Here is a 20,241-nt window from a genome sequence, read left to right as displayed (position 1 = left end):
TACTAAAAGAACCCAACCAAAAATATGGATTTTTCTACAAAATTTCCGCCACAAGATGAGAGCCGGCGGATAAATAAAATCAATGCGGCATTAAATGCCTTTTACAAAATAGATCCGGCTACCAAAAGGAAATTTATTATGCGGATAAAATTAATTACGATCATACTATTTGCAGCATGCCTTCATATTAGTGCAGCTAGTTTTAGCCAAAATGTTACTATTTCTGAAAGAAATGCTAACCTGGAAACAGTTTTGAATAAAATTGAGCAACAAAGCGGTTTTGACGTTTTCATGCAAACAGAACTTCTTGCAAGAAGCAACAAGGTTACTATAGATGTTAAAAATATAACCCTGGAAAAGGCGCTTGAAAAAGTTTTTAAAGGGCAGCCATTAACATATGCAATAGTTGGCCATACCATTGTATTAAAGGAAAAAGGGGCTTTAAAAGGCTCATCTGAAAAAAATGCCGGTTTAGTGATTAACGCAGACCATGTGGTTAAAGGTAAATTGCTGGATGCACAAACAAAAGAGCCACTTATTGGAGCTACTGTAACTGTGAAGGATGTGAAACGTGCAACACTTGCAGCGCTTGACGGAACATTTAAAATAAACGTTCCTGAAGGAAGCACTACGCTGGTATTTACATACATTGGTTATATAACCAAAGAGCTAACTATTACCGGTGCCGATCTTGGCACTATTACAATGGATCCGGTTTCAGCTTCTGTAAAAGAAGTTACCGTTACCGCTAACCCATCTTTAGCAATTGACCGACACACGCCCATAGCCGCTTCTTCGGTAGGTAAAGTTTACATTGAAGAAAAAGGCGCCGGGGCCGAATTTCCAGAGCTTTTAAAAGCTGCCCCGGGTGTTATGACATCAAAAGGTGGCGGTGGTTATGGCGACTCGAGGGTGAATATTCGCGGTTTTAGCAGTAACAACGTTGCGCTTTTAATAAACGGCATCCCTGTTAACGATGTGGAAGCGGGCAAAATTTTCTGGAACGATTGGGCCGGACTTGCAGATGTTACTACATCAATGCAGGTGCAACGCGGCTTAGGCGCCTCAAAAGTAGCGGTTCCTTCATTAGGTGGTACAATAAATATCACTACCAAAAGTACCGAACTGCAGGAAGGCGGAACAATATCCCAATCGATAGGTACATATAATACCTATAAAACGGTAGTGTCCTACTCAACCGGGTTAACTGATAAAGGATGGGCAACTTCGTTTTTGTTATCAAGAAGCAAAGGAGACGGTTATGCTCCAGGTTTATATTATACGGGTTATAGCTATTTCGGCAATATCTCGAAAGTATTAAGCCCGACACAAACCTTGTCGTTTAATTTTATGGGTGCTACCCAAAACCACGGTCAGCGTTATACTTTTAATACTATTAATACGTACAGGACAAGTCCGCTGGGCATCAGGTATAACTCCGATTATGGTTACTTGAACGGTCAGCTCTTAAGCGCAGAGCAGAACTATTACAACAAGCCTTTAGCTTCATTGAACCACAGCTGGAAGATTGATGAAACCTCATCACTGGCAACTGTAGTTTACGGTTCATGGGGTACAGGTGCTGCCCGTTACCTTGCTGGTAGTAATGTTACTTTAACTCCTGGCAATGGTGCAACCAATGTGCCAAGAACAGGTGACATATATTCACCTATTGACTTTAATGCCATTGTAAAACAAAACGTGGCCAACGCCGATGGTTCTTCAAGCAGGTATTTCCAGAATACAGTGAACAATCACCAACAATACGGTATCCTGAGTACTTACAAAAAGAAATTAGGTGATATTGACCTTTTAGCCGGTATTGATGGAAGATATTACCAGGGCGAGCATTTTTACCAAATGAATGATTTGCTGGGAGGATCGTATATAGCCGACATCAGGAGCACTCCAACCGCTAGTATTACAAGTCCTTCAGGTAATATAAACGATCCTAACGCGCATATTGGTGTTGGTGATAAATTTAATAACGACTACAAATACGAAGTAGCCTCGGAAGGCGCCTATGTGCAGGCTGAATACAATAAAAATGACCTTTCGGCATTTGTTACTGTTGCCGCAAACAATACCAGCAACAGGAGGATAGATTATTTTAACTACGTTACCGGCAGCCCTGATGCTACCAGTAAATGGGTTAACTTTTTAGGTTACCAGGCAAAAGGCGGTGCTAACTACAATATTGATGCCCATAACAACATATTTGCCAATATCGGTTATATCCAAAGAGCACCGCTCGTAGCAAACATATTCCTCAACAAGAAAAACGATCTTAACCCGGATGCAAAACCCGAAAAACTAATGAGCTACGAATTAGGCTACGGTTTTGTAAGCTCAATGTTTAGCGCTAACGTTAACGTATATAGGTCAACTTATAAAGACAGGGCAAAAACAAGCGTTTTGACCGATCAAACTGATAACTCACTTTACACGGTTAATATTTCGGGGATTAACGAAGTTCACCAGGGTGTTGAAGTTGACGCAAAGTTCCGTCCAATTAACGCTGTTACCTTAAGTGGTAGCTTATCTATTGGCGATTTTCATTACACCAGCAACACCGGCCCGACACAAGTAACCAGCGACCAGGGAAAAACATTAAACCAGGACGCCTTATTGCTTAAAGGCTTAAAAGTAGGTGAATTTGGTACTTCAAATACCAGTGCACAAACAACAGCCGCCTTGGGGCTTGATGTACAGGTGTTTCCAAAAGTTAAAGTTGGAGCAAATTATAATTATTATGGTCGTTACTATGCGTCTTTCGATCCGTCAAAACTTACTACTACACAGCAGCAACAAAAGGATGGGTCTATTTTGCCCTTCACAAATTACCAGCTTCCAAACTTCTCAACCCTGGACCTGAACGTTGTTTACCGCTTCAAATTTGCCGGTCTTGATGCTTCATTTATAGCAAACGTTTACAACGTGTTAAACACAGCTTATGTTGCTGATGCTTTTGAAACTGCTATCCCGGGAAGCCCTGCTGCTTATAGCTTTCCAACCCGTATAAGCAACATGGGGGTTTGGTATGGCTCTCCAAGAACATACATGACAACTTTAAAAATCAACTTTTAATCATCTTTCAAAAAAGATATTATGAAAAAAATATTATTCAATTTACTGGCACTTGCAGCCATTGCTACGGTAATAAGCTCCTGTAAGCCAATGGATAAAACCTATAAAGCACTTGATGGATTGCCAGGTACTGCTAAAACACTTACCTATACCATACAGGCTGCTGATTATACAAATACTAATGTTTATCCATCAACTTCTGCAGTTTATAAGGCAAAAGGCTTTACATCAGTAGCAGATGCAAATGCAAATGTTCCGGCTTTGCTTAACTTTAAGTTTTTTGATTATCCGGATGGCTCAAACGCCAATATTACTTTTATGCCACTAACAAGTTCAATTGTACAGCCCGATAGTGTTTTTAAGGATGTATCATACACGCTTACCTACAATGATTATTTGTTATTGCCTGGTAATAAATATGCTGATTTTAGCATAGCACAGGTATTAAGCTGGCTGCCTTATAAGTACACTACTCCGGCAGCTAACCAACTGGCAGTATTGTCGTGGACTTTTTATCCTACTATTAACACAACACCAGCTGTTTACCCTGGTATTTTTGTGTCTACAACTGCGGGCGTAACTACTGCCACGGGCTCATTTTTATATCTGAACGGAGCGTGGGTGCAAGCTTATCAAATTACACCTGCTCAATATGCAACAGTGGGGCGCGGGCAGTATAACCAGTTTACCGCAGCTGATGATGCTTCGTTGTTATCCTATTTAAATAACCTGCTAAAAACCGATCCGTATGTTGCGGGTAATGCAAAAGTCGGCAGCGTTCAATATGTAAGCTTTAACTACTATAGCAGCACCAAAGTAACATCGCAAAGGGTTATACAATTAACTTTTGACGGTACTAATTGGGCGCGTACTCCTGCCGTAAATACCTTAACTTTTGTTAAAAGCAAAGGCACATGGATTCCCGATCCAACAGTTTACTATACCGCCAAAGCCAGTGATTATGCACTTATAGGTGCATCAACTTTGGGTACTGCTAACGGCCGTTCAAATTATGCACAATATGGCGACTTTAACATAGTTCAAGGCAGTTCGTATTTCTGGACCGAAGCAGATATTGAAAGCGCTTTAGTGTTAATGTTAAAAACGGATTTCCCAAATGCTACCGTTGGGATCCCATATAAAATTACGTACTTGATTTATACAGGTGCAACAACAAGTACCGCACTTACATTTAAATATGACGGTACTAATTGGACGAAACAATAATAAAACAACCTAGACCAATAAAAAGACCCGGTCAAATCGATCGGGTCTTTATTATTTATATTTTTTTTAAGATCAGTTGTATACAAACTCCCCGAACTCTGAGCGGATAGTTACCTGCTTTTTATCCGCAGCTTCAACACAGCCGATGATCTGTGCCTCAACCCCAAAACTTTGGGAGATCTTTATCAGCTCATCAGCAATCTCTGCGGGAACATAAAGCTCCATGCGGTGCCCCATGTTAAATACTTTATACATTTCCTGCCAGCTGGTTTTTGATTCCTGCTGGATCAGGTTAAACAATGGCGGAACAGGGAACAGGTTATCTTTTATAATATGCAGGTTATCAATAAAGTGCAGCACCTTTGTTTGTGCGCCGCCGCTGCAATGAACCATGCCGTGTATGCTATTGCGATAGCCATCCAGTATTTTTTTAATGATAGGGGCGTAGGTGCGCGTTGCTGATAGTACCAGCTTGCCGGCTGTAACGCTTTGCCCGTTACCTGTATCAATAAGGTCGGTTAAGTTTTTGCTACCCGAAAAGATCAGCTCGTAGGGGATAGCTGCGTCATAGCTTTCAGGGTATTTATCGGCAATTGTTTTATTGAAAACGTCATGCCGGGCTGATGTTAAGCCGTTTGAGCCCATCCCGCCGTTGTATTCTTTTTCGTATGATGCCTGTCCGGATGATGCTAATCCAACAATCACATCACCGGGTTGGATGCGATGGTTTGAAATTACATCAGCCTGTTTCATGCGGCAGGTAACAGTCGAATCAACTATAATGGTGCGTACAAGGTCGCCAACATCAGCAGTTTCGCCGCCTGTGGAGTAAATGCCTATGCCGGCTTCTCTCAGTTCGGCAAGGATCTCTTCAGTTCCGTTTATTATAGCTGCAATAACCTCGCCAGAGATCAAATTTTTATTCCGGCCGATTGTTGATGATAAAAGAATATTATCAGTAGCGCCTACACAAAGCAGGTCGTCAAGATTCATAATAATAGCATCCTGGGCTATTCCGCGCCAAACAGATATATCACCGGTCTCTTTCCAGTAAGTATAGGCCAATGACGATTTTGTGCCTGCCCCGTCGGCATGCATTATATTGCAGTAAAGTGGATCGTTGGTTAAAATATCGGGCACTATTTTGCAAAATGCCTTTGGAAAAATCCCTTTATCAATATTTTTTATGGCATTATGTACATCATCCTTAGAGGCCGACACTCCTCTTTGATCATACCTTTGCGAAGAATTCATGGGGCAAATATAATTATTGTTCATGGATCATAGTTCATGGATCATAGTTTTAAGAGGGAAATCTCTTTTTGAAAGCCTTGCATCCCTGAAATAAGGCAAAATAAAAATTGATTTACATTGCAGGATAGTTAAAAACAAGCATCCAGTGGATGTCACTGCTCAAACTTCGTTTTATTAGGTAGTATTTCATTAGCAACTTGCTATGTTTGTAATGTGTTACTAGCCAATCGGCGAAGCAAGCTTTAATGATAATCCATATATGCAATCAGGAGTGGGTAACTAAAACCATAAGTTATGTTAAAACGAATTGAAACGGAGGCTGAATATGACGATGCATTAAAACGTGTATATGAGTTAATGCAAACCAATATTAAAAAGGATTCTGCAAATTCGGATGAACTTGAAGTTTTAAGTCTGCTGGTTGAGAAATTTGAAGAAGCACATTACCCTGTTATCTATTCCCATACAAGTTCTACGAATAACAGCGAATTTAAATAGTTCAATTCATGAAATTTGAAATAATTCATGAAAATTTGTGTTTACTAATAACATCCTCACCGCTTAATGAAAATAATATCCTGGTTCCGCCTTCAGCTAAAACGATCATTTGACAGAATTCGCAACGAAAACTTAAAAAAGAATGCCCTGCAGGCTATCCCTTTCTGGATAGCTTCAATAATTACGGGCCTGGCGGCGGTATTATATACCAAGCTTTTTGTAGCCGCCGAAGATGTTACCATGTTTATTTTCAACCATCATGCCTGGTTGCTTTTTATTGTATCGCCTGCATGTTTTGTATTGGCATGGTGGCTGGTGCAACGCTTTTCGCCTTATGCACGCGGCAGCGGCATCCCGCAGGTTATGGCAGCCATCCAGATCTCATCGCCCAAAACAACCGGGATAATTGATAAGCTTTTAGGATTCCGGATAATAGTGGTAAAGGTAATATCAAGCCTGATTATGGCAGTTGGCGGTGGTGCTATTGGCAGGGAAGGGCCTACTATCCAAATAGCAACCTCCATATATAAAATTGTGTACCAGGTATTGCCAAAGTGGTGGCCAAAAATTGCAAAGAAAAACATGATGGTTACCGGTGCGGCTGCAGGTTTGGCCGCTGCGTTCAACACCCCGCTTGGCGGGATTGTATTTGCCATTGAAGAGCTAACCAAAACGCATTTCAGCTACTATAAAACGGCTATTTTTTCATCAGTTATTATTGCGGGCTTGTCGGCACAGGCACTTTTGGGGCCATATTTGTATTTGGGGTACCCTAAGGTTGATAATCTATCGGGGTATATATTTTTAGGTGTGGCCCTGGTTGCTGTTATTTCGGGCTTGTGCGGTAGCGCTATGTCAAAACTGGTGCTATTTATATTTGCTTTTAAGGCCAGATTTAAATTTGGCTGGCACCATGTTGCATACATAATAGTATGCGCGCTTATTTTAGTATCGTTGGCGTTTTTTGTTGATAAGGGGGCTTTAGGATCAGGAAAGGACCTTATGCAAAAAACCTTGTTCACGCCGGATAAATATGTTGCATGGTATACACCTTTATTAAGGATAGGCGGCACATTGGTTTCATTTACCACAGGTGCGGCCGGTGGAATCTTTGCACCTGCCCTTGGCGCCGGTGCCAGCGTAGGCTCATTAATAGCAAGCTGGTTTAAAGTAGCCGACAATAATGCCAACATGCTTATTTTAGCCGGGATGGTTGGCTTTTTAACCGGCGTTACCCGCTCGCCGTTTACATCGGTGATATTGGTGCTTGAAATGACAGACCGTCATAATGTTATCTTTCATCTAATATTAGCCGGTATGATAGCCAGCCTGGTATCTATCTTGATAGATAAGCACTCGCTTTATGATCACTTGAAGGTTCAATATATAAAAGAATTAAGTAACACGAATGTCACGAATTTAGGCGAATTGCACGAATCTAATAAAGAAGAGACACGAATTTAATAAAGGCGAATTGTTTCGATTTCACAAATCTAATTCGTGAAATTCGAAACAATTCGTGCAATTAGTGTCTATTTTATAAATAACAATTCTCTAAACTTTGGCAGCGGCCATAAAGAGTCATCAACCAACTGCTCCAGCTTATCAACATGATAGCGGATTGGCTGGAAGAACGGTTTTACTTTTTCATCATACTCAATGGCCTTATCGCGGATATCTTCAATAGTATTGGCTTTTTTACGTGCATTAACCATCTCTTCAATATTTGATTTAATAGAATTAACGTGCTCAGCTATTTTTGTGATGATATCTAGCTGTGCCTTATAAGTTTCTTTATCCAGGCCTATATCCTTTAATCCCCTCACATTTTCAACCAGTTTGCTTTGATAAGCCAAGGCCGAAGGTATAATAACATTAATGCCAAGCTCACCTATAACGCGGGCTTCTATTTGTAGTTTTTTATAAAAGCTATCCAGTAAAATTTCATGGCGGGCATGTACTTCCCGTTTAGTAAATACGCCGGAATCAGTAAACAGGAAATCTGTTTTATCAGATAACAAGGCATCAAGCGCTTTTGGGGTGGTTTTTATATTAGGTAATCCTCTTTCTGCTGCCTCTATTTCCCATTGCTCGCTATAGCCATTGCCTTCAAAACGAATGTTCTTTGATTCTTTAATATATTTTTTAATAACAATCAGCAAGGCTACATCTTTCTTCTCGCCTTTTTTTATAAGCTTATCAACGTCATATTTGAATTTTTTAAGCTGATCGGCAACAATAAGATTTAAAACTGTCATCGGGCTTGCTGAATTTGCCGATGAGCCAACAGCACGCAATTCAAATTTATTGCCGGTGAAAGCAAATGGCGAAGTGCGGTTACGATCTGTATTATCTTTTAAGATCTGCGGGATCTTTGGAATACCCTGCCATAATAAGGCATCTTCTTTTATTTTTTTGCTGATCCTTGATGTCTCAATCTCATCAAGCACGTCGCTTAGCTGGCTGCCTAAAAATATGGAGATAATGGCAGGAGGCGCCTCGTTTGCACCCAACCGGTGATCGTTGTTTACAGAAGCTATTGATGCTCTTAATAAGTCGGCATGCTCATAAACCGCCCTGATGGTGTTTACAAAAAATGTAAGGAACATCAGGTTGTTTTTTGGTGTTTTACCGGGCGATAATAAATTTTTACCTGTATTGGTTATCATCGACCAATTATTATGCTTACCTGAGCCATTGATGCCGGCGTAAGGTTTTTCATGAAGCAATACCTTAAAATTGTGCCGTTTTGCAACCCTGTCCATCAGGTCCATCAATAACTGGTTATGATCAATAGCCAGGTTTATTTCTTCATATATAGGTGCGCATTCAAATTGCGAAGGAGCAACCTCGTTATGCCGGGTTTTTAACGGGATGCCTAATAATAAGGCTTCAGTTTCCATATCCTGCATAAAAGCATAAACCCGTTCGGGGATAGATCCGAAATAATGATCTTCCAGTTGCTGGTTTTTTGCAGACATATGGCCAAATAAGGTACGACCGGTTAAATACAGATCGGGCCTTGCATTAAATAATGCAATATCAACCAAAAAATACTCTTGCTCAATGCCTAATGATGCATTAACTTTTTCAATGCTTTTATCAAAATAGTGGCATACATCAACAGCCGCCTTGTCTAAAACATTCAACGCTTTTAATAATGGTACTTTATAATCAAGCGCTTCACCTGTATATGAAACAAAAACGGTAGGGATACATAAAGTGCGCGCCATAATAAAGGCCGGGGATGATGGATCCCAGGCTGTATAGCCGCGGGCTTCAAAAGTATTCCGGATGCCGCCGCTTGGAAAGCTGGAAGCATCAGGCTCCTGTTGTGCCAGTGCATCGCCCGAAAATCTTTCTATAGCGCCACCGTCGCCGGTAGGTTCAAAAAATGCATCGTGTTTTTCGGCGGTTGAGCCGGTAAGCGGTTGAAACCAGTGTGTATAATGTGTGGCTCCTTTGCCCATTGCCCATGATTTCATGGCAGAGGCAACCTGCTCGGCCATGTCCCGCGGAATTGGTTCGCCTTTATCAATAGAATTAATGATCCCCTGGTAAGCCTCGGACGAAAGATATTCCTTCATTTTCTTTTTATCGAAAACATTTGCCCCGAAAAAATCGGAAATTTTTTGAGAAGGGAATTTTACCTCGGGGATTCCCCTGGTGAGCACTGCCTGCAAAGCTTGAAAACGAATATTACTCATGAAACTAGATTTTAAATAAAGGTTTAGTTCAAAATTAAAATTATACTTTATTATATGTTATGCTTTTTTGAAAAATATCAAAAGAAGTGTTATTTTTTTTAAAATGCAGTAAAATTTTGGTTTTTAGGAGTGTTTGTACGGTATTTTCAACAAAAAAACCAGGCTTTAAGGTGGATTTGACGGGTTTTTGATGGAAAATTAATAAATAATAGATTGTAATTGACTTGTTTTATAAAATTTGAATGATTTATGATTGATAATTTAATGTTTTATGTTTTTGTTGTTAAATGTTTAAAAATAGCATGTTTTTTTAGGCTAAATTTATAATTTTAATAAAAATGATGATTTTAATGTTAAATTATTGTTCAAAAATTTGTTTTTGTTAAAATTCATCCATAATTTCATAGAAATATTTATAAAAACGATACAATTATTAAATATTTGATAAAAAAGTATTCGAATTGTGTCCATTTTAATGAGTATTTCAAGTTTTTGCAAATTCACCTAAATAATAAATCAATCAAACTAAATTAAACTAATCAAACAATGAAAGTAAAATCGACAAAAGAGGGCTTGCTTAGTTCAGTCCGACAACTGACACGAGAAAAATGGCAACTTGGAGCAACCATTTTTGCGGGAAAAATGATAGGCTTAGGGCTTATTGTAATGGCTATGATGATTCTGCCAGGGATTTTTGGTACAAAGGCACACGCTGCTGCCGAAGTGTACACTGCACATGAAACATCATTAATAAACACGGTTAATACAGTATGGACGTTGGTTGCTGCCTTTTTAGTATTTGGTATGCAGGCTGGTTTCGTAATGCTTGAAGCTGGTTTTGCCCGTAAAAGAGAAACGGTTAACGTTTTAATGGAGTGTATTTTTGATACCTGCCTTTGTGGTATTTTATTTTATGCAATTGGTTACGCATTTATGTTTGGTCACGGTAACGGATTTATCGGCTGGGGCGGATTAGGTTCTGATGGAAAAACCATCACTAACTGGTTCTTCCTTCAAAATACCCCGTTAACTTATGAAACAACAGGTATCCCGGTTTTAGCGCATTGGGTTTTCCAGTATGCATTTGCTGATACTTGTTCTACAATAGTTTCGGGCGCTATGATAGGCCGTACCAGTTTCCGCGGAGATATTCTTTACAGTATTGGTATTACAGGGTTTATCTATCCAATAATCGGTCACTGGGCCTGGGGTCCGGATGGTTGGTTGGCTACAATGGGGGCTACGGGAGGTTTCTTCCCTACCTTAGGCCAGGGCTTCCGCGATTTTGCAGGTTCAACAGTTGTACACACCATTGGTGGTATGGCATCATTGGCCGGTGCAATAGTATTAGGCCCGCGTTTGGGAAGAATATTTGCCCGCGATAATAAAGAAAAAGGCGGATTGCCTCCAGGTCACAACTTATTGGTTGCCGCAGTAGGTGGTTTTATATTATGGTTTGGCTGGTATGGCTTTAACCCGGGCAGTACACTTTCGGCTATGGATGGCCAGGGTATTGGCCGTGTTGCTGCAAATACTACGCTGGCGGCTTGCGCTGCTGGGTTTACAGCAATGCTTGCTGCATTATGGTGGGGCCCAACTAAAGGGAAATTTGATTTAGCTTTTACCATTAATGGTTGTCTTGCCGGTTTGGTAGCTATTACTTGCCCTTGTTACTGGGTAAGCCCTCTTGGTGCAATAATGTTAGGTGGTGTCGCAGGCTTTATTGTGTTTGCTGGCGTTTATATCTTCGAGTGGTTCCGTATTGACGATCCGGTTGGTGCAGTTTCTGTACACGGTTTAGCCGGGATCTGGGGTACGCTTTCATTAGGCTTGTTTGCAAGCGGCCAATTTGGAGCAACAGGCCCTACAGGAGCTGATAATTCTGCACCGGTAACTGGTTTGTTTTACGGTGGTGGTGTGCGTGTACTTGCTGCCCAGGCTATAGGAACATTTTCTATTGCAATTGCAGTTTTTGCAGTGACTTTTATAATGATGTTTATAATAAATAAATTGCCAAATCCGTGGAGGTTACGTGTTGAAGAACATGGCGAAGCCGGTGTTGGCGGCCTTGATGTATTCGATCATGGAATTGAAGTATATCCTCCGCAGGAAGAGGATATCAGCTTAAGCGGCTTGTTTGAAACAGGTGCCAAAGTTACCGCTTAATCTTTTTTAATATATACCCTTATGTGGCTGGTTAATTAAATCTGCAATTACCATCCTCATAACAACCAGCCGCATAAGGGTTCTTTATAAATAATACTATTTTACTTAATGTAGTGCTGAATTAAAATTTAAAATAGTTCGGATAGAGATATCTATGCTTTAACAAATTCAAATCAATCAATCAAACCAATTCAACAATTTCAATGACTCTTATCATGAAAAAAAAACTTTTACTCTTTTCTTTACTTGCTGCTTCCTTTTTAACTTTTAAAGCCCAGGCGGCTACCACTATGCCGGCCGATACCGGTAAAGCTGCAGCACCGGTTCCTGATCCGCCTTTGGTGTTTTCAGGCTCAGTTGATACTTATTTTAAGTATGATTTTTCAAAGCACGCCAACATCCCGACAAGTTTTGCAAATGAAAACAATTCTGTATCAGTAGGCATGATTGATCTGGCGCTTAAGAAAAAGGTAGGCAAAGCATCATTTGTAGGTGAAATGTCTTTTGGTCCCCGTAACGACCAGTCTATCCCTACAGCAGGCTATCATATCCAGAATTTATATGTATCATATGATGTTACCGATAAATTTAACCTAACAGCAGGTTATATGGCAACATTTGTTGGTTATGAAGTGATTTCGCCTGCCGGTAACTTTAACTACTCTACTTCTTATTTATTTACCAATGGCCCTTTCCAGAATGCAGGCTTTAAAGCCACTTACGCTTTCAGTGATAAAGTAAGCTTAATGGCAGGGATCTTTAATAATAAATGGAACTACTATTCATCATTAAACTCAACCAATACTGCAAGCGGTGATGTATCAACATTTGGAGCGCAGCTAACAATTACTCCTGTAAAAGGATGGACCTCTTACCTAAACCTGGTAACCGGTTCATACTCAGGAACTGAATTTGACCTTACAACTGCCTATCAAATTTCTGGCGCGTTCAAACTGGGTCTTAATGCTGCAACCTTTTCAGCACCAAATAATGGTGGCGGTTTTGAAGGCGTAGCTTTATACCCGCAGTTAGCTGTTTCGCCAATAGTAACTTTTGGTTTAAGGGGTGAGTACTTTAAAGTGAAAGATAATGGCGGTAATGTAAAAGGCATCACTGTTACATCAAACATAAAAGCTGGTCCGTTAACTATCATTCCTGAGGTTAGGTTTGATACTAAGAGCGATGCTTTTGGTGCTGTGTTTACTGATAGTAATGGCGCTATTACCAACCATGCTTCACAATTTGTGCTGGCTGCTGTTTATGCATTTTAATTAGTTGGGATAGGTTGCAGAGGTTGTAAGGGCTGTAAATGTTGAAGCCCTTAACAGCTTTTATAAACTTTAACATAATCACAATTCTTTTATAAAGGTTGTAAATGTTGTAGTAGATTGTAAGTGTTGTAATTATGCAATGTTTACAGACCACAACAGTTACAACCTTTTTTAATTTTATGCCTGCAGTTGCAAAATACCAGGAAGACCTCATTTTTTACAACTTTACAACAATTATAACCTTTACAACAACTACAACCTTTATATATTTATACCATGAAAAAAATGATAGCTGTATTGGCGTTTGTTTTGTTTGCCGGGGCGGCATTTGCACAAAAGGATTCGCTGGCGTTTGATGAAAATAACAAATATATTTATTACCAGGTTGTTTCGAAGCCGGATCTGCCTGCTGATACCCTGTTTAGCCGGGCGCTTTACTTTTTTAAAACCGCCTATCCGCAATCAGCTCTTAAACTTGCTGTAGCTGATAAGGAAAAAGGTACGCTTTCAGGCTCTGGAAATTTCCTGGTTTCAAAAAAAACGCTTTTAACCTCGCATGAGGACGGTTCAGTAACTTATTCAATAAGAGTTGATGTTAAGGATGGAAAATACAGGTACTGGCTGTCAGATTTTGTATTTAATCCTTACCAGCGTAATAGGTATAATTCTTACGAGTCTATACCAGGTATTTATATCCCGCTTGAAAAACCAGAAGGAAAAATAGAAAAGAAAGACCTTGCGGCGTACCTTGATGGCATACTTTCAAGCAGTCGTAAAATTGGTGAAATGCTTAAACATTACATGCTTAAAACATCATCGCTAAAAAAAGTAACTCCTGTTAAAAAGATTTCGACTAAAGATTGGTAGGTGAGAAGAGGTTAAAGCTGAAAGGCGAAAGGTTTTAAGAAATTTAATGTCTAACAAAAAGCTACACAATTAAAGTGTAGCTTTTTGAATTTTTATAATAGTTAAATTGTTTGCTTTGAATGGATGAGGACCTTATAATTCTTCGTCATGTTGGGTTAGGTCAAGTCCAATAAGCTCTTCTTCTGGCGATACACGAAGTTTGCTTATCATGTCTGTTATTTTTAGTAATAACAATGAACCAAAGAATGCGAATGCTGATACCCCTACAAGTGCTATAAGGTGAACATAGAACAAATGTGTTTGCCCGTAATATAAGCCATTGCCGGTTGTATTGCCTGCGTTTACATTAACATGGGCAAAAATGCCGGTCATAAGCATCCCAACCATGCCGCCTACGCCATGGCAGGGGAATACGTCGAGCGTATCGTCAATACTGGTTGATGACCTCCAGATAACTACCAGGTTACTTACAACGGCTGCAACAATGCCCACAATTAATGAGTGGGGGATGGTTACAAAACCGGCTGCCGGAGTAATAGCCACCAAGCCAACTACAGCGCCAATACAGGCACCCATAACAGATGGTTTTTTACCGCGAAGCATATCAAAAAAGATCCATGATATTGCCGCCGCTGCTGATGCAGTTGTAGTCGTACCCAGCGCTGTTGCTGCCAGTGCGTTTGATCCTAATGCCGAACCTGCATTAAAGCCAAACCAGCCAAACCAAAGCAGACCTGTACCTAATAACACATAACTGATGCGGGCCGGAGAATGTGCTTTTTGGTTGCGTTGTTTAAGGTATAACGCTGATGCAAGCGCAGCCCAGCCGGCCGACATGTGTACAACAGTACCGCCTGCAAAATCAAGTACGCCAAGCTTAAACAAAAAACCGTCAGGGTGCCAGGTAGAGTGGGCCAGCGGTGCATATATAACTATCATAAACAGGCATAGGAATATAATGTATGAATTAAAGCGGATACGCTCGGCAAATGCACCGGTGATGAGTGCCGGGGTTATTACTGCAAATTTTAACTGGAACATAGCAAAAAGCACCAATGGGATAGTGGGAGCAAGTTTCCAGGTAGCATTACCCAGCATGCCCTTCATCATAAAAAATGTTTTAGGGTCGCCAATAAGGCCGCCAATATCATCGCCAAAGGCAAGGCTGAAGCCAAATATTACCCATATAATGGTAATAACACCCATACAAACAAAGCTTTGCATCATGGTTGATAAAACGTTCTTTTTACTTACCATGCCGCCGTAAAAAAATGCAAGGCCGGGTGTCATGATCAATACAAGCGCGGTACTAACCAGTAGCCAGGCGGTATCGCCAGAATTGATCTGGCTATCTTTTACTGTTACTGTTTCAACAGAGGGGAAAACGAGGGCAAGTATAACTACAATTATAAGTACGCCAAAGGGTATGAATTTTTTCATGTTTAAGTTTTTGGGAAAAGGGATAAAGGAAAATAAAGGATAAATTAATACTACCTGGGGCTCAATCAAAACCCCGGGCAGTATTAAAACTAAATTAAAAACAATAATTCCGTTGTGTAATCAGCACAACGGGTGGATGTTTTTTATTCACCTTTTAATCCTACCAAAAAGCATGAAATGGAAAGAGGATGAGTTTGCGGAATCGTGAGAGCTCGCTGTTGCCCCGTCCGCAAATAAAATTAAGATACCTTACGGTTATGTTGTAAGTATTAGGGCTATTGTAAATAAACTGCGCATAATGTACAGTGCGCGCCTGCTGTACATTTGAAAACTGAACAGGGATACTATTGATTATAAACTCGTAATTGAAAGGGCTGCGCGGGAATTTATTTAAAGATTCTTTTAAAAAAGATACTTTTTGGGATTTATCCTGGTAATTATTACGCAAAAGATCATTAGCAGATGCAGAATATCCGCTAAATATTAAGAAAAAGAAGGCGATTATTTTAAAAAGCCTGATTTGCATATCATAAAAGTAAATAAATTCTAAATAAAATGCATGATAAATGTAATTTTTTTAATTTTTTGAAGGAAATTATATAATTATTGAAAGTTAAGATGGTTTATTTAATCAGAATATTACACTGATAGTTATTTTATGAGCGGTTTTGGCTAATTATAAGATGATTAACATAAGATGGCATAAAAAACCAGGAAACCATGACTTTTATAAGGTGAGTTCGGCATAAGCAAACGACTGCCCTCACCCTAAACCCTTCTCCAACCACGTTGAGACGAAGCACAAGTTTGCGTATCCACGCCGGCAAAGCGTTCCCCTTTTGCACATGGAACACCCGGAACGCCGTGAAACACGCTCATTATCAGTTATTTTCATTTTTATCAAAATGCAAGTAGCTGATAATAAAGCACTATACAACCAACCTTTATGTCGAACGTTTAAATTAACGTGATCGAAGTTACACGAGCATCATTTAAAGAGCTCCTTTTGAAAAGATAACAATAGACTTATTTGTAAGCAAAATAGAGCATAGCTGATTTTGTGGCGGAATAGGCAGAATCGCAACAAAATTGTAATTGGTTGATGGATAATGTAAAATACACATTGTTGCATTTTGTTGCTATTTTGATAATGAACTATATTATTAGTTATTAAAATACACATTGTTGCATTTGTTTATTGAAATAATGCTAAAAGTTACAATGTTGCAATACCATATATTGCTATAACGTTATAATATAAAATTTAATTTCAATCACTATGCTTATCTCAAAATTTGATTTGTACAAGACCGAGTGGCTCGACCTTGTATTCGACGACCGTAACAAAGAGTATGGCGCTTACAATTTAAGGCAGCATTATGCCGGTAATATGGTACGGGCAATGGGAATTGCCTTTTTTAGTATCGCTGTGCTTTGCGGAGTGAGTATAATTTTAAGTACCACTCCTGATCGGGTTAAAGTAATTCATGTAGTAAATGATCCATATATTCTGCCTCCGCCAGTTAAGGAAATTAAAGAAATTAAACCCCCTGTATCACCAAAACATGTAAAAGCTGAAACCTTACCTCCGGTTACTGCAACTACCAAATTTGTAGAGATGGTGGTTAAGCCAGACCCTCAGGCCGTTACCCCGCCAAAAAATGTTGAACTTACAGGTGCTATCGGGACAGAAACAACAAAAGGGCCTGTTACCGGTAGTAATACTCCTCCTGTTGAAACGCCTGCGGGAACCGGAACACCGGGACCAGATGAAAGCGTACATCTTGTATCGGGCCTTGATGTAATGCCGATGCCTGTTGGAGGTGATGCTGCCTGGGCCAAATTTTTGAATAAAAATTTAAGATTCCCTGCCTCTGCGCAAGAAGAAGGAATAAGCGGTAAAGTTTTTCTGAGTTTTATTATTGAAAAAGATGGTCATTTATCAAACATAACTGTTGACAGAGGAGCCGGTCATGGATTTGATGAAGAAGCCCTGCGTGTATTAAAACTCGCTAAAGCCTGGAAACCAGGGATGCAAAATGGCCAGCCTGTGCGTGTAAAATATTCTATCCCGATTAATTTTCAATTAAGCAATAATGACTGAGGTAATCAGGTGAAAATATTACCTGAAAACTTTAATAGTTAAGATTTATAAACGAAATTTAATTTCAATCCTATGCTTACCTCAAAATTTAATTTGTACAAGACCGAGTGGCTCGACCTTGTATTCGACGACCGTAACAAAGAATATGGCGCTTACCATTTAAGGCAAACTTATGCCACTACCATGGTAAAGGCAATGGGTATTACCTTTTTTAGTATTGCTGTGCTTTGTGGAGCCAGTATAATACTAAGTTCGGAGAAGCCATCGTATCATATAACAGAGGTGGATAATCACCCCCTGGTTTTGCCAGCGATAATCCAAAAAATAAAAGAAATTAAACCGCCAGAAGCACCCAAACACGTAAAAGCCGATCCGGTAAAACCTATAACTACTATTAAAGACATTCCTCCGATTGCGGTTATTGATAGCAAGGCTGAAAAACCGGTTATAAATGATCAGATTAACGGTGCAGTTGGGCCAACCACTTTAAAGGGTGAGGGTAGTATAATTGTTGACATTCCGGTTGATAAACCTGCCGGCAGTGGAGACGGAACTCCTGTAGCAGATAATAAAGTTTATTCACCCACAGGCATTGATCTTATGCCGGAGCCTGTTGGAGGTGCAAGCGCCTGGGCTAAATTTTTAAGTAAAAACTTAAGGTTTCCTATCCCTGCACAAGAGGAAGAGATAAGCGGTAAAGTCTTACTAAGCTTTATTATTGAAAAGGATGGCCATTTATCAAATATAACAGTTGACAAAGGAGCAGGCCACGGTTTTGATGAAGAGGCCCTGCGTGTATTAAAACTTGCCAAAGCCTGGAAACCGGGGATGCAAAACGGACAGCCAGTACGTGTTAAATATTCGATCCCGATTAATTTTCAGGTAACAGAGTAAAGGGTAAATTTTTTGAGTCACCTGGGAGAGACATGGGACTATATTAATGGAGTCTCAGTCCTATGTTTATTTATTGTAGAAAAGCTCATTTAGTTTATATTGAGTGAATTGAATAAATTCCAGTATATTTAAAGGCATAATCCTAATCCTAAAATTAAAAACAAATGAAAAAGCTAAAACTAAAAACGCTGGAAAGCGGTGCTGAAAAAATGCTTACCAGAGCAGAAATGAAAAAGGTTACAGGTGGTACTGCTGTTGAATCGGATGGTTGTCATTATGGTAAATGTGGTTCATATTCTTGTTATACTGTTTCAGGAAGTGGAAAGTATTATAGCTGTGATGACTGCTGTATTGCTTAAAAAAGCGTTCACATCAATTCATGTTAACAGGTTGGCTGCATAAGCTGACCTGTTAAATTTATTTCTAAATTTATACTGTATATGGCTAATTATTTAACATTCTGTAGTGTGTAATGTATTGATGATAATTAGTTAAAATTAAGATACTAATGACAAGATGTTATGTTTTATCCCCACCTAAGCATAAATATATTATCGTATTAATCTTTATTATGTCTGTCACCATAACCTGGGGGCAAACCAGGTTAAATTCTCCAAGGCTGATATCTGGTGAAATTATTGGAAAACCGATTATAACTGATACTATTTATTTTGTGGCAAAGGGAATTAATGATAAATATTTTCAAAAGGTCGAAGCATTCTCAACATTGACGGAAAATAAATATACAATAGCTAATAATATTTCATACCCTCAAATGTATAGCATCCTTTTTTCGAGTGATAAAAATAAGAGGCCATGGAGAAATGGAGACTATTTTATAGACGCTTCAACTACCACAATCAAAACTGATTATCTATCAGAAGAGTGTACTGAAGTAAATGGCATTACTGCAAATGAATACCAAAGTAAATTTATCCCTTTTATGACCAGGGGTATGATTTATGACTGTAAATCAGATTATTTAACTATGTTGTTTTATAGCAACAACAGGAGGGCAGACACTTTGCTTTTGAACTACATTGTTCAAAACCCAAACTCTTACGTGGCGTTATGGAAATTAATTGAGCGGTTTAGTTTTCAGGGGGAGACGGCAATACGGCAACAAGCTTTAGCGCGTTTTTCAAATAAGGTAAAAAGCGAAAAATTATGGAGGATTTTAAATCAGGATTTTAAGAACACGAAAATTAAAGAAAACGAGAGGTTCCCAAATATAAATTTAAAAGATTATAGCCTAAAACCCACAAAACTTGTATTCCCAAAAACAAAATATACTTTGATTGATTATTGGTTTGCCAGGTGTCGTCCATGTTTGGACACCATACCTGAATTAAAAAAATTATATGCCGATTATAAGACTAAAGGATTTGAGATTGTTAGTATTTCTGTTGATGAAACCATAAATGTTCCGATTTGGCAAAAAAGGGTGAAAGAACATGGGTTGGTTTGGACTCAATACCTGGAGGAAAATAATTTTCGGAACAATGAATTAGGAATAAAGGTATTCCCTACCTTTATTTTATTAGATAGAAAAGGTACAGTTATATGGAAGGATTTTGATTTGCACGATCTGGACACATTTCTTAAAGAACATATATAAAACGCAAGATAACCAAAGACTTGTTGGGTTGACAGGCATGATATATCGATTATTTTTCAGCTATCTGAATAGCGAGGCAAGAAAGGTAAAAGGTTCCTTTCGCCTTTA

General features: G+C 39.3%; 15 protein-coding genes. 11 read left to right on the top strand and 4 right to left on the bottom strand.

Annotation, left to right across the window (positions count from 1 at the left end; genetic code table 11):
* Nucleotides 1-24: 24 nt before the first annotated feature.
* Nucleotides 25-3,087 carry a TonB-dependent receptor domain-containing protein gene (locus tag BUE31_RS14600; RefSeq protein ID WP_083619945.1) on the top strand — a complete coding sequence of 1,021 codons (3,063 nt, stop codon included), beginning with the start codon at nt 25-27 and terminating at the stop codon, nt 3,085-3,087.
* 21 nt (nt 3,088-3,108) lie between these two features.
* Entirely contained in the window at nt 3,109-4,314 is a 1,206-nt protein-coding gene (locus BUE31_RS14595) for a hypothetical protein (RefSeq protein ID WP_073404550.1), read from the top strand.
* Between the two features lie 72 nt (nt 4,315-4,386).
* On the opposite strand, the gene BUE31_RS14590 is transcribed toward BUE31_RS14595, so the two are convergent.
* Nucleotides 4,387-5,568 (bottom strand): AIR synthase related protein, encoded by a 1,182-nt coding sequence (locus BUE31_RS14590; protein WP_083619942.1) that lies wholly within the window; start codon nt 5,566-5,568, stop codon nt 4,387-4,389.
* 294 nt (nt 5,569-5,862) lie between these two features.
* Here BUE31_RS14590 and BUE31_RS14585 point away from each other — a divergent pair, with 294 nt between their 5' ends.
* Nucleotides 5,863-6,066, top strand: a complete 204-nt coding sequence (locus tag BUE31_RS14585; RefSeq protein WP_073404548.1) for a hypothetical protein — start codon at nt 5,863-5,865, stop codon at nt 6,064-6,066.
* 66 nt (nt 6,067-6,132) lie between these two features.
* Nucleotides 6,133-7,530 (top strand): chloride channel protein, encoded by a 1,398-nt coding sequence (locus BUE31_RS14580; protein WP_073404547.1) that lies wholly within the window; start codon nt 6,133-6,135, stop codon nt 7,528-7,530.
* Between the two features lie 68 nt (nt 7,531-7,598).
* Here BUE31_RS14580 and BUE31_RS14575 read toward each other — a convergent pair whose 3' ends face one another.
* Nucleotides 7,599-9,773, bottom strand: coding sequence for a glutamine synthetase III family protein (locus BUE31_RS14575; protein ID WP_073404546.1), 2,175 nt, complete (start codon nt 9,771-9,773; stop codon nt 7,599-7,601).
* A gap of 546 nt (nt 9,774-10,319) precedes the next feature.
* Between BUE31_RS14575 and BUE31_RS14570 the strand changes: the two genes are divergently transcribed.
* The 3 genes from BUE31_RS14570 to BUE31_RS14555 all read left to right on the top strand — a co-directional run bounded on the left by BUE31_RS14570 (nt 10,320) and on the right by BUE31_RS14555 (nt 14,077).
* Entirely contained in the window at nt 10,320-11,939 is a 1,620-nt protein-coding gene (locus BUE31_RS14570) for an ammonium transporter (protein ID WP_073404545.1), read from the top strand.
* Between the two features lie 215 nt (nt 11,940-12,154).
* Entirely contained in the window at nt 12,155-13,210 is a 1,056-nt protein-coding gene (locus tag BUE31_RS14565) for a porin (protein ID WP_073404544.1), read from the top strand.
* 276 nt (nt 13,211-13,486) lie between these two features.
* The gene (locus BUE31_RS14555) at nt 13,487-14,077 is read left to right on the top strand and encodes a DUF4468 domain-containing protein (protein ID WP_073404542.1); all 591 of its coding nucleotides are present in this window, start codon (nt 13,487-13,489) and stop codon (nt 14,075-14,077) included.
* 132 nt (nt 14,078-14,209) lie between these two features.
* Here the strand turns inward: BUE31_RS14555 and BUE31_RS14550 are convergent, their stop codons facing one another.
* Both BUE31_RS14550 and BUE31_RS14545 read right to left on the bottom strand, forming a co-directional pair.
* Entirely contained in the window at nt 14,210-15,517 is a 1,308-nt protein-coding gene (locus BUE31_RS14550) for an ammonium transporter (RefSeq protein ID WP_073404954.1), read from the bottom strand.
* A 160-nt stretch (nt 15,518-15,677) separates the two neighbouring features.
* The gene (locus tag BUE31_RS14545) at nt 15,678-16,043 is read right to left on the bottom strand and encodes a hypothetical protein (protein WP_073404541.1); all 366 of its coding nucleotides are present in this window, start codon (nt 16,041-16,043) and stop codon (nt 15,678-15,680) included.
* Nucleotides 16,044-16,796: 753 nt separating this feature from the next.
* On the opposite strand from BUE31_RS14545, the gene BUE31_RS14540 reads away from it, so the two are divergent.
* The 4 genes from BUE31_RS14540 (at nt 16,797) to BUE31_RS14525 (ending at nt 20,133) form a co-directional block, all read left to right on the top strand.
* On the top strand, nt 16,797-17,621 hold the full coding sequence (locus tag BUE31_RS14540) for an energy transducer TonB (protein ID WP_073404540.1): 825 nt from the start codon (nt 16,797-16,799) through the stop codon (nt 17,619-17,621).
* A 72-nt stretch (nt 17,622-17,693) separates the two neighbouring features.
* Entirely contained in the window at nt 17,694-18,515 is an 822-nt protein-coding gene (locus BUE31_RS14535) for an energy transducer TonB (protein ID WP_073404539.1), read from the top strand.
* A gap of 164 nt (nt 18,516-18,679) precedes the next feature.
* Nucleotides 18,680-18,874 (top strand): hypothetical protein, encoded by a 195-nt coding sequence (locus BUE31_RS14530; protein WP_073404538.1) that lies wholly within the window; start codon nt 18,680-18,682, stop codon nt 18,872-18,874.
* A gap of 149 nt (nt 18,875-19,023) precedes the next feature.
* Nucleotides 19,024-20,133, top strand: coding sequence for a TlpA family protein disulfide reductase (locus BUE31_RS14525; protein WP_083619939.1), 1,110 nt, complete (start codon nt 19,024-19,026; stop codon nt 20,131-20,133).
* Nucleotides 20,134-20,241: the final 108 nt, after the last annotated feature.

The sequence above is a fragment of the Mucilaginibacter sp. OK098 genome, assembly GCF_900142915.1.
Lineage (GTDB): Bacteria > Bacteroidota > Bacteroidia > Sphingobacteriales > Sphingobacteriaceae > Mucilaginibacter.
The sequence above is the reverse complement of the archived record's forward strand: the minus strand, read 5'-3'. Positions and strand labels throughout refer to the sequence as shown.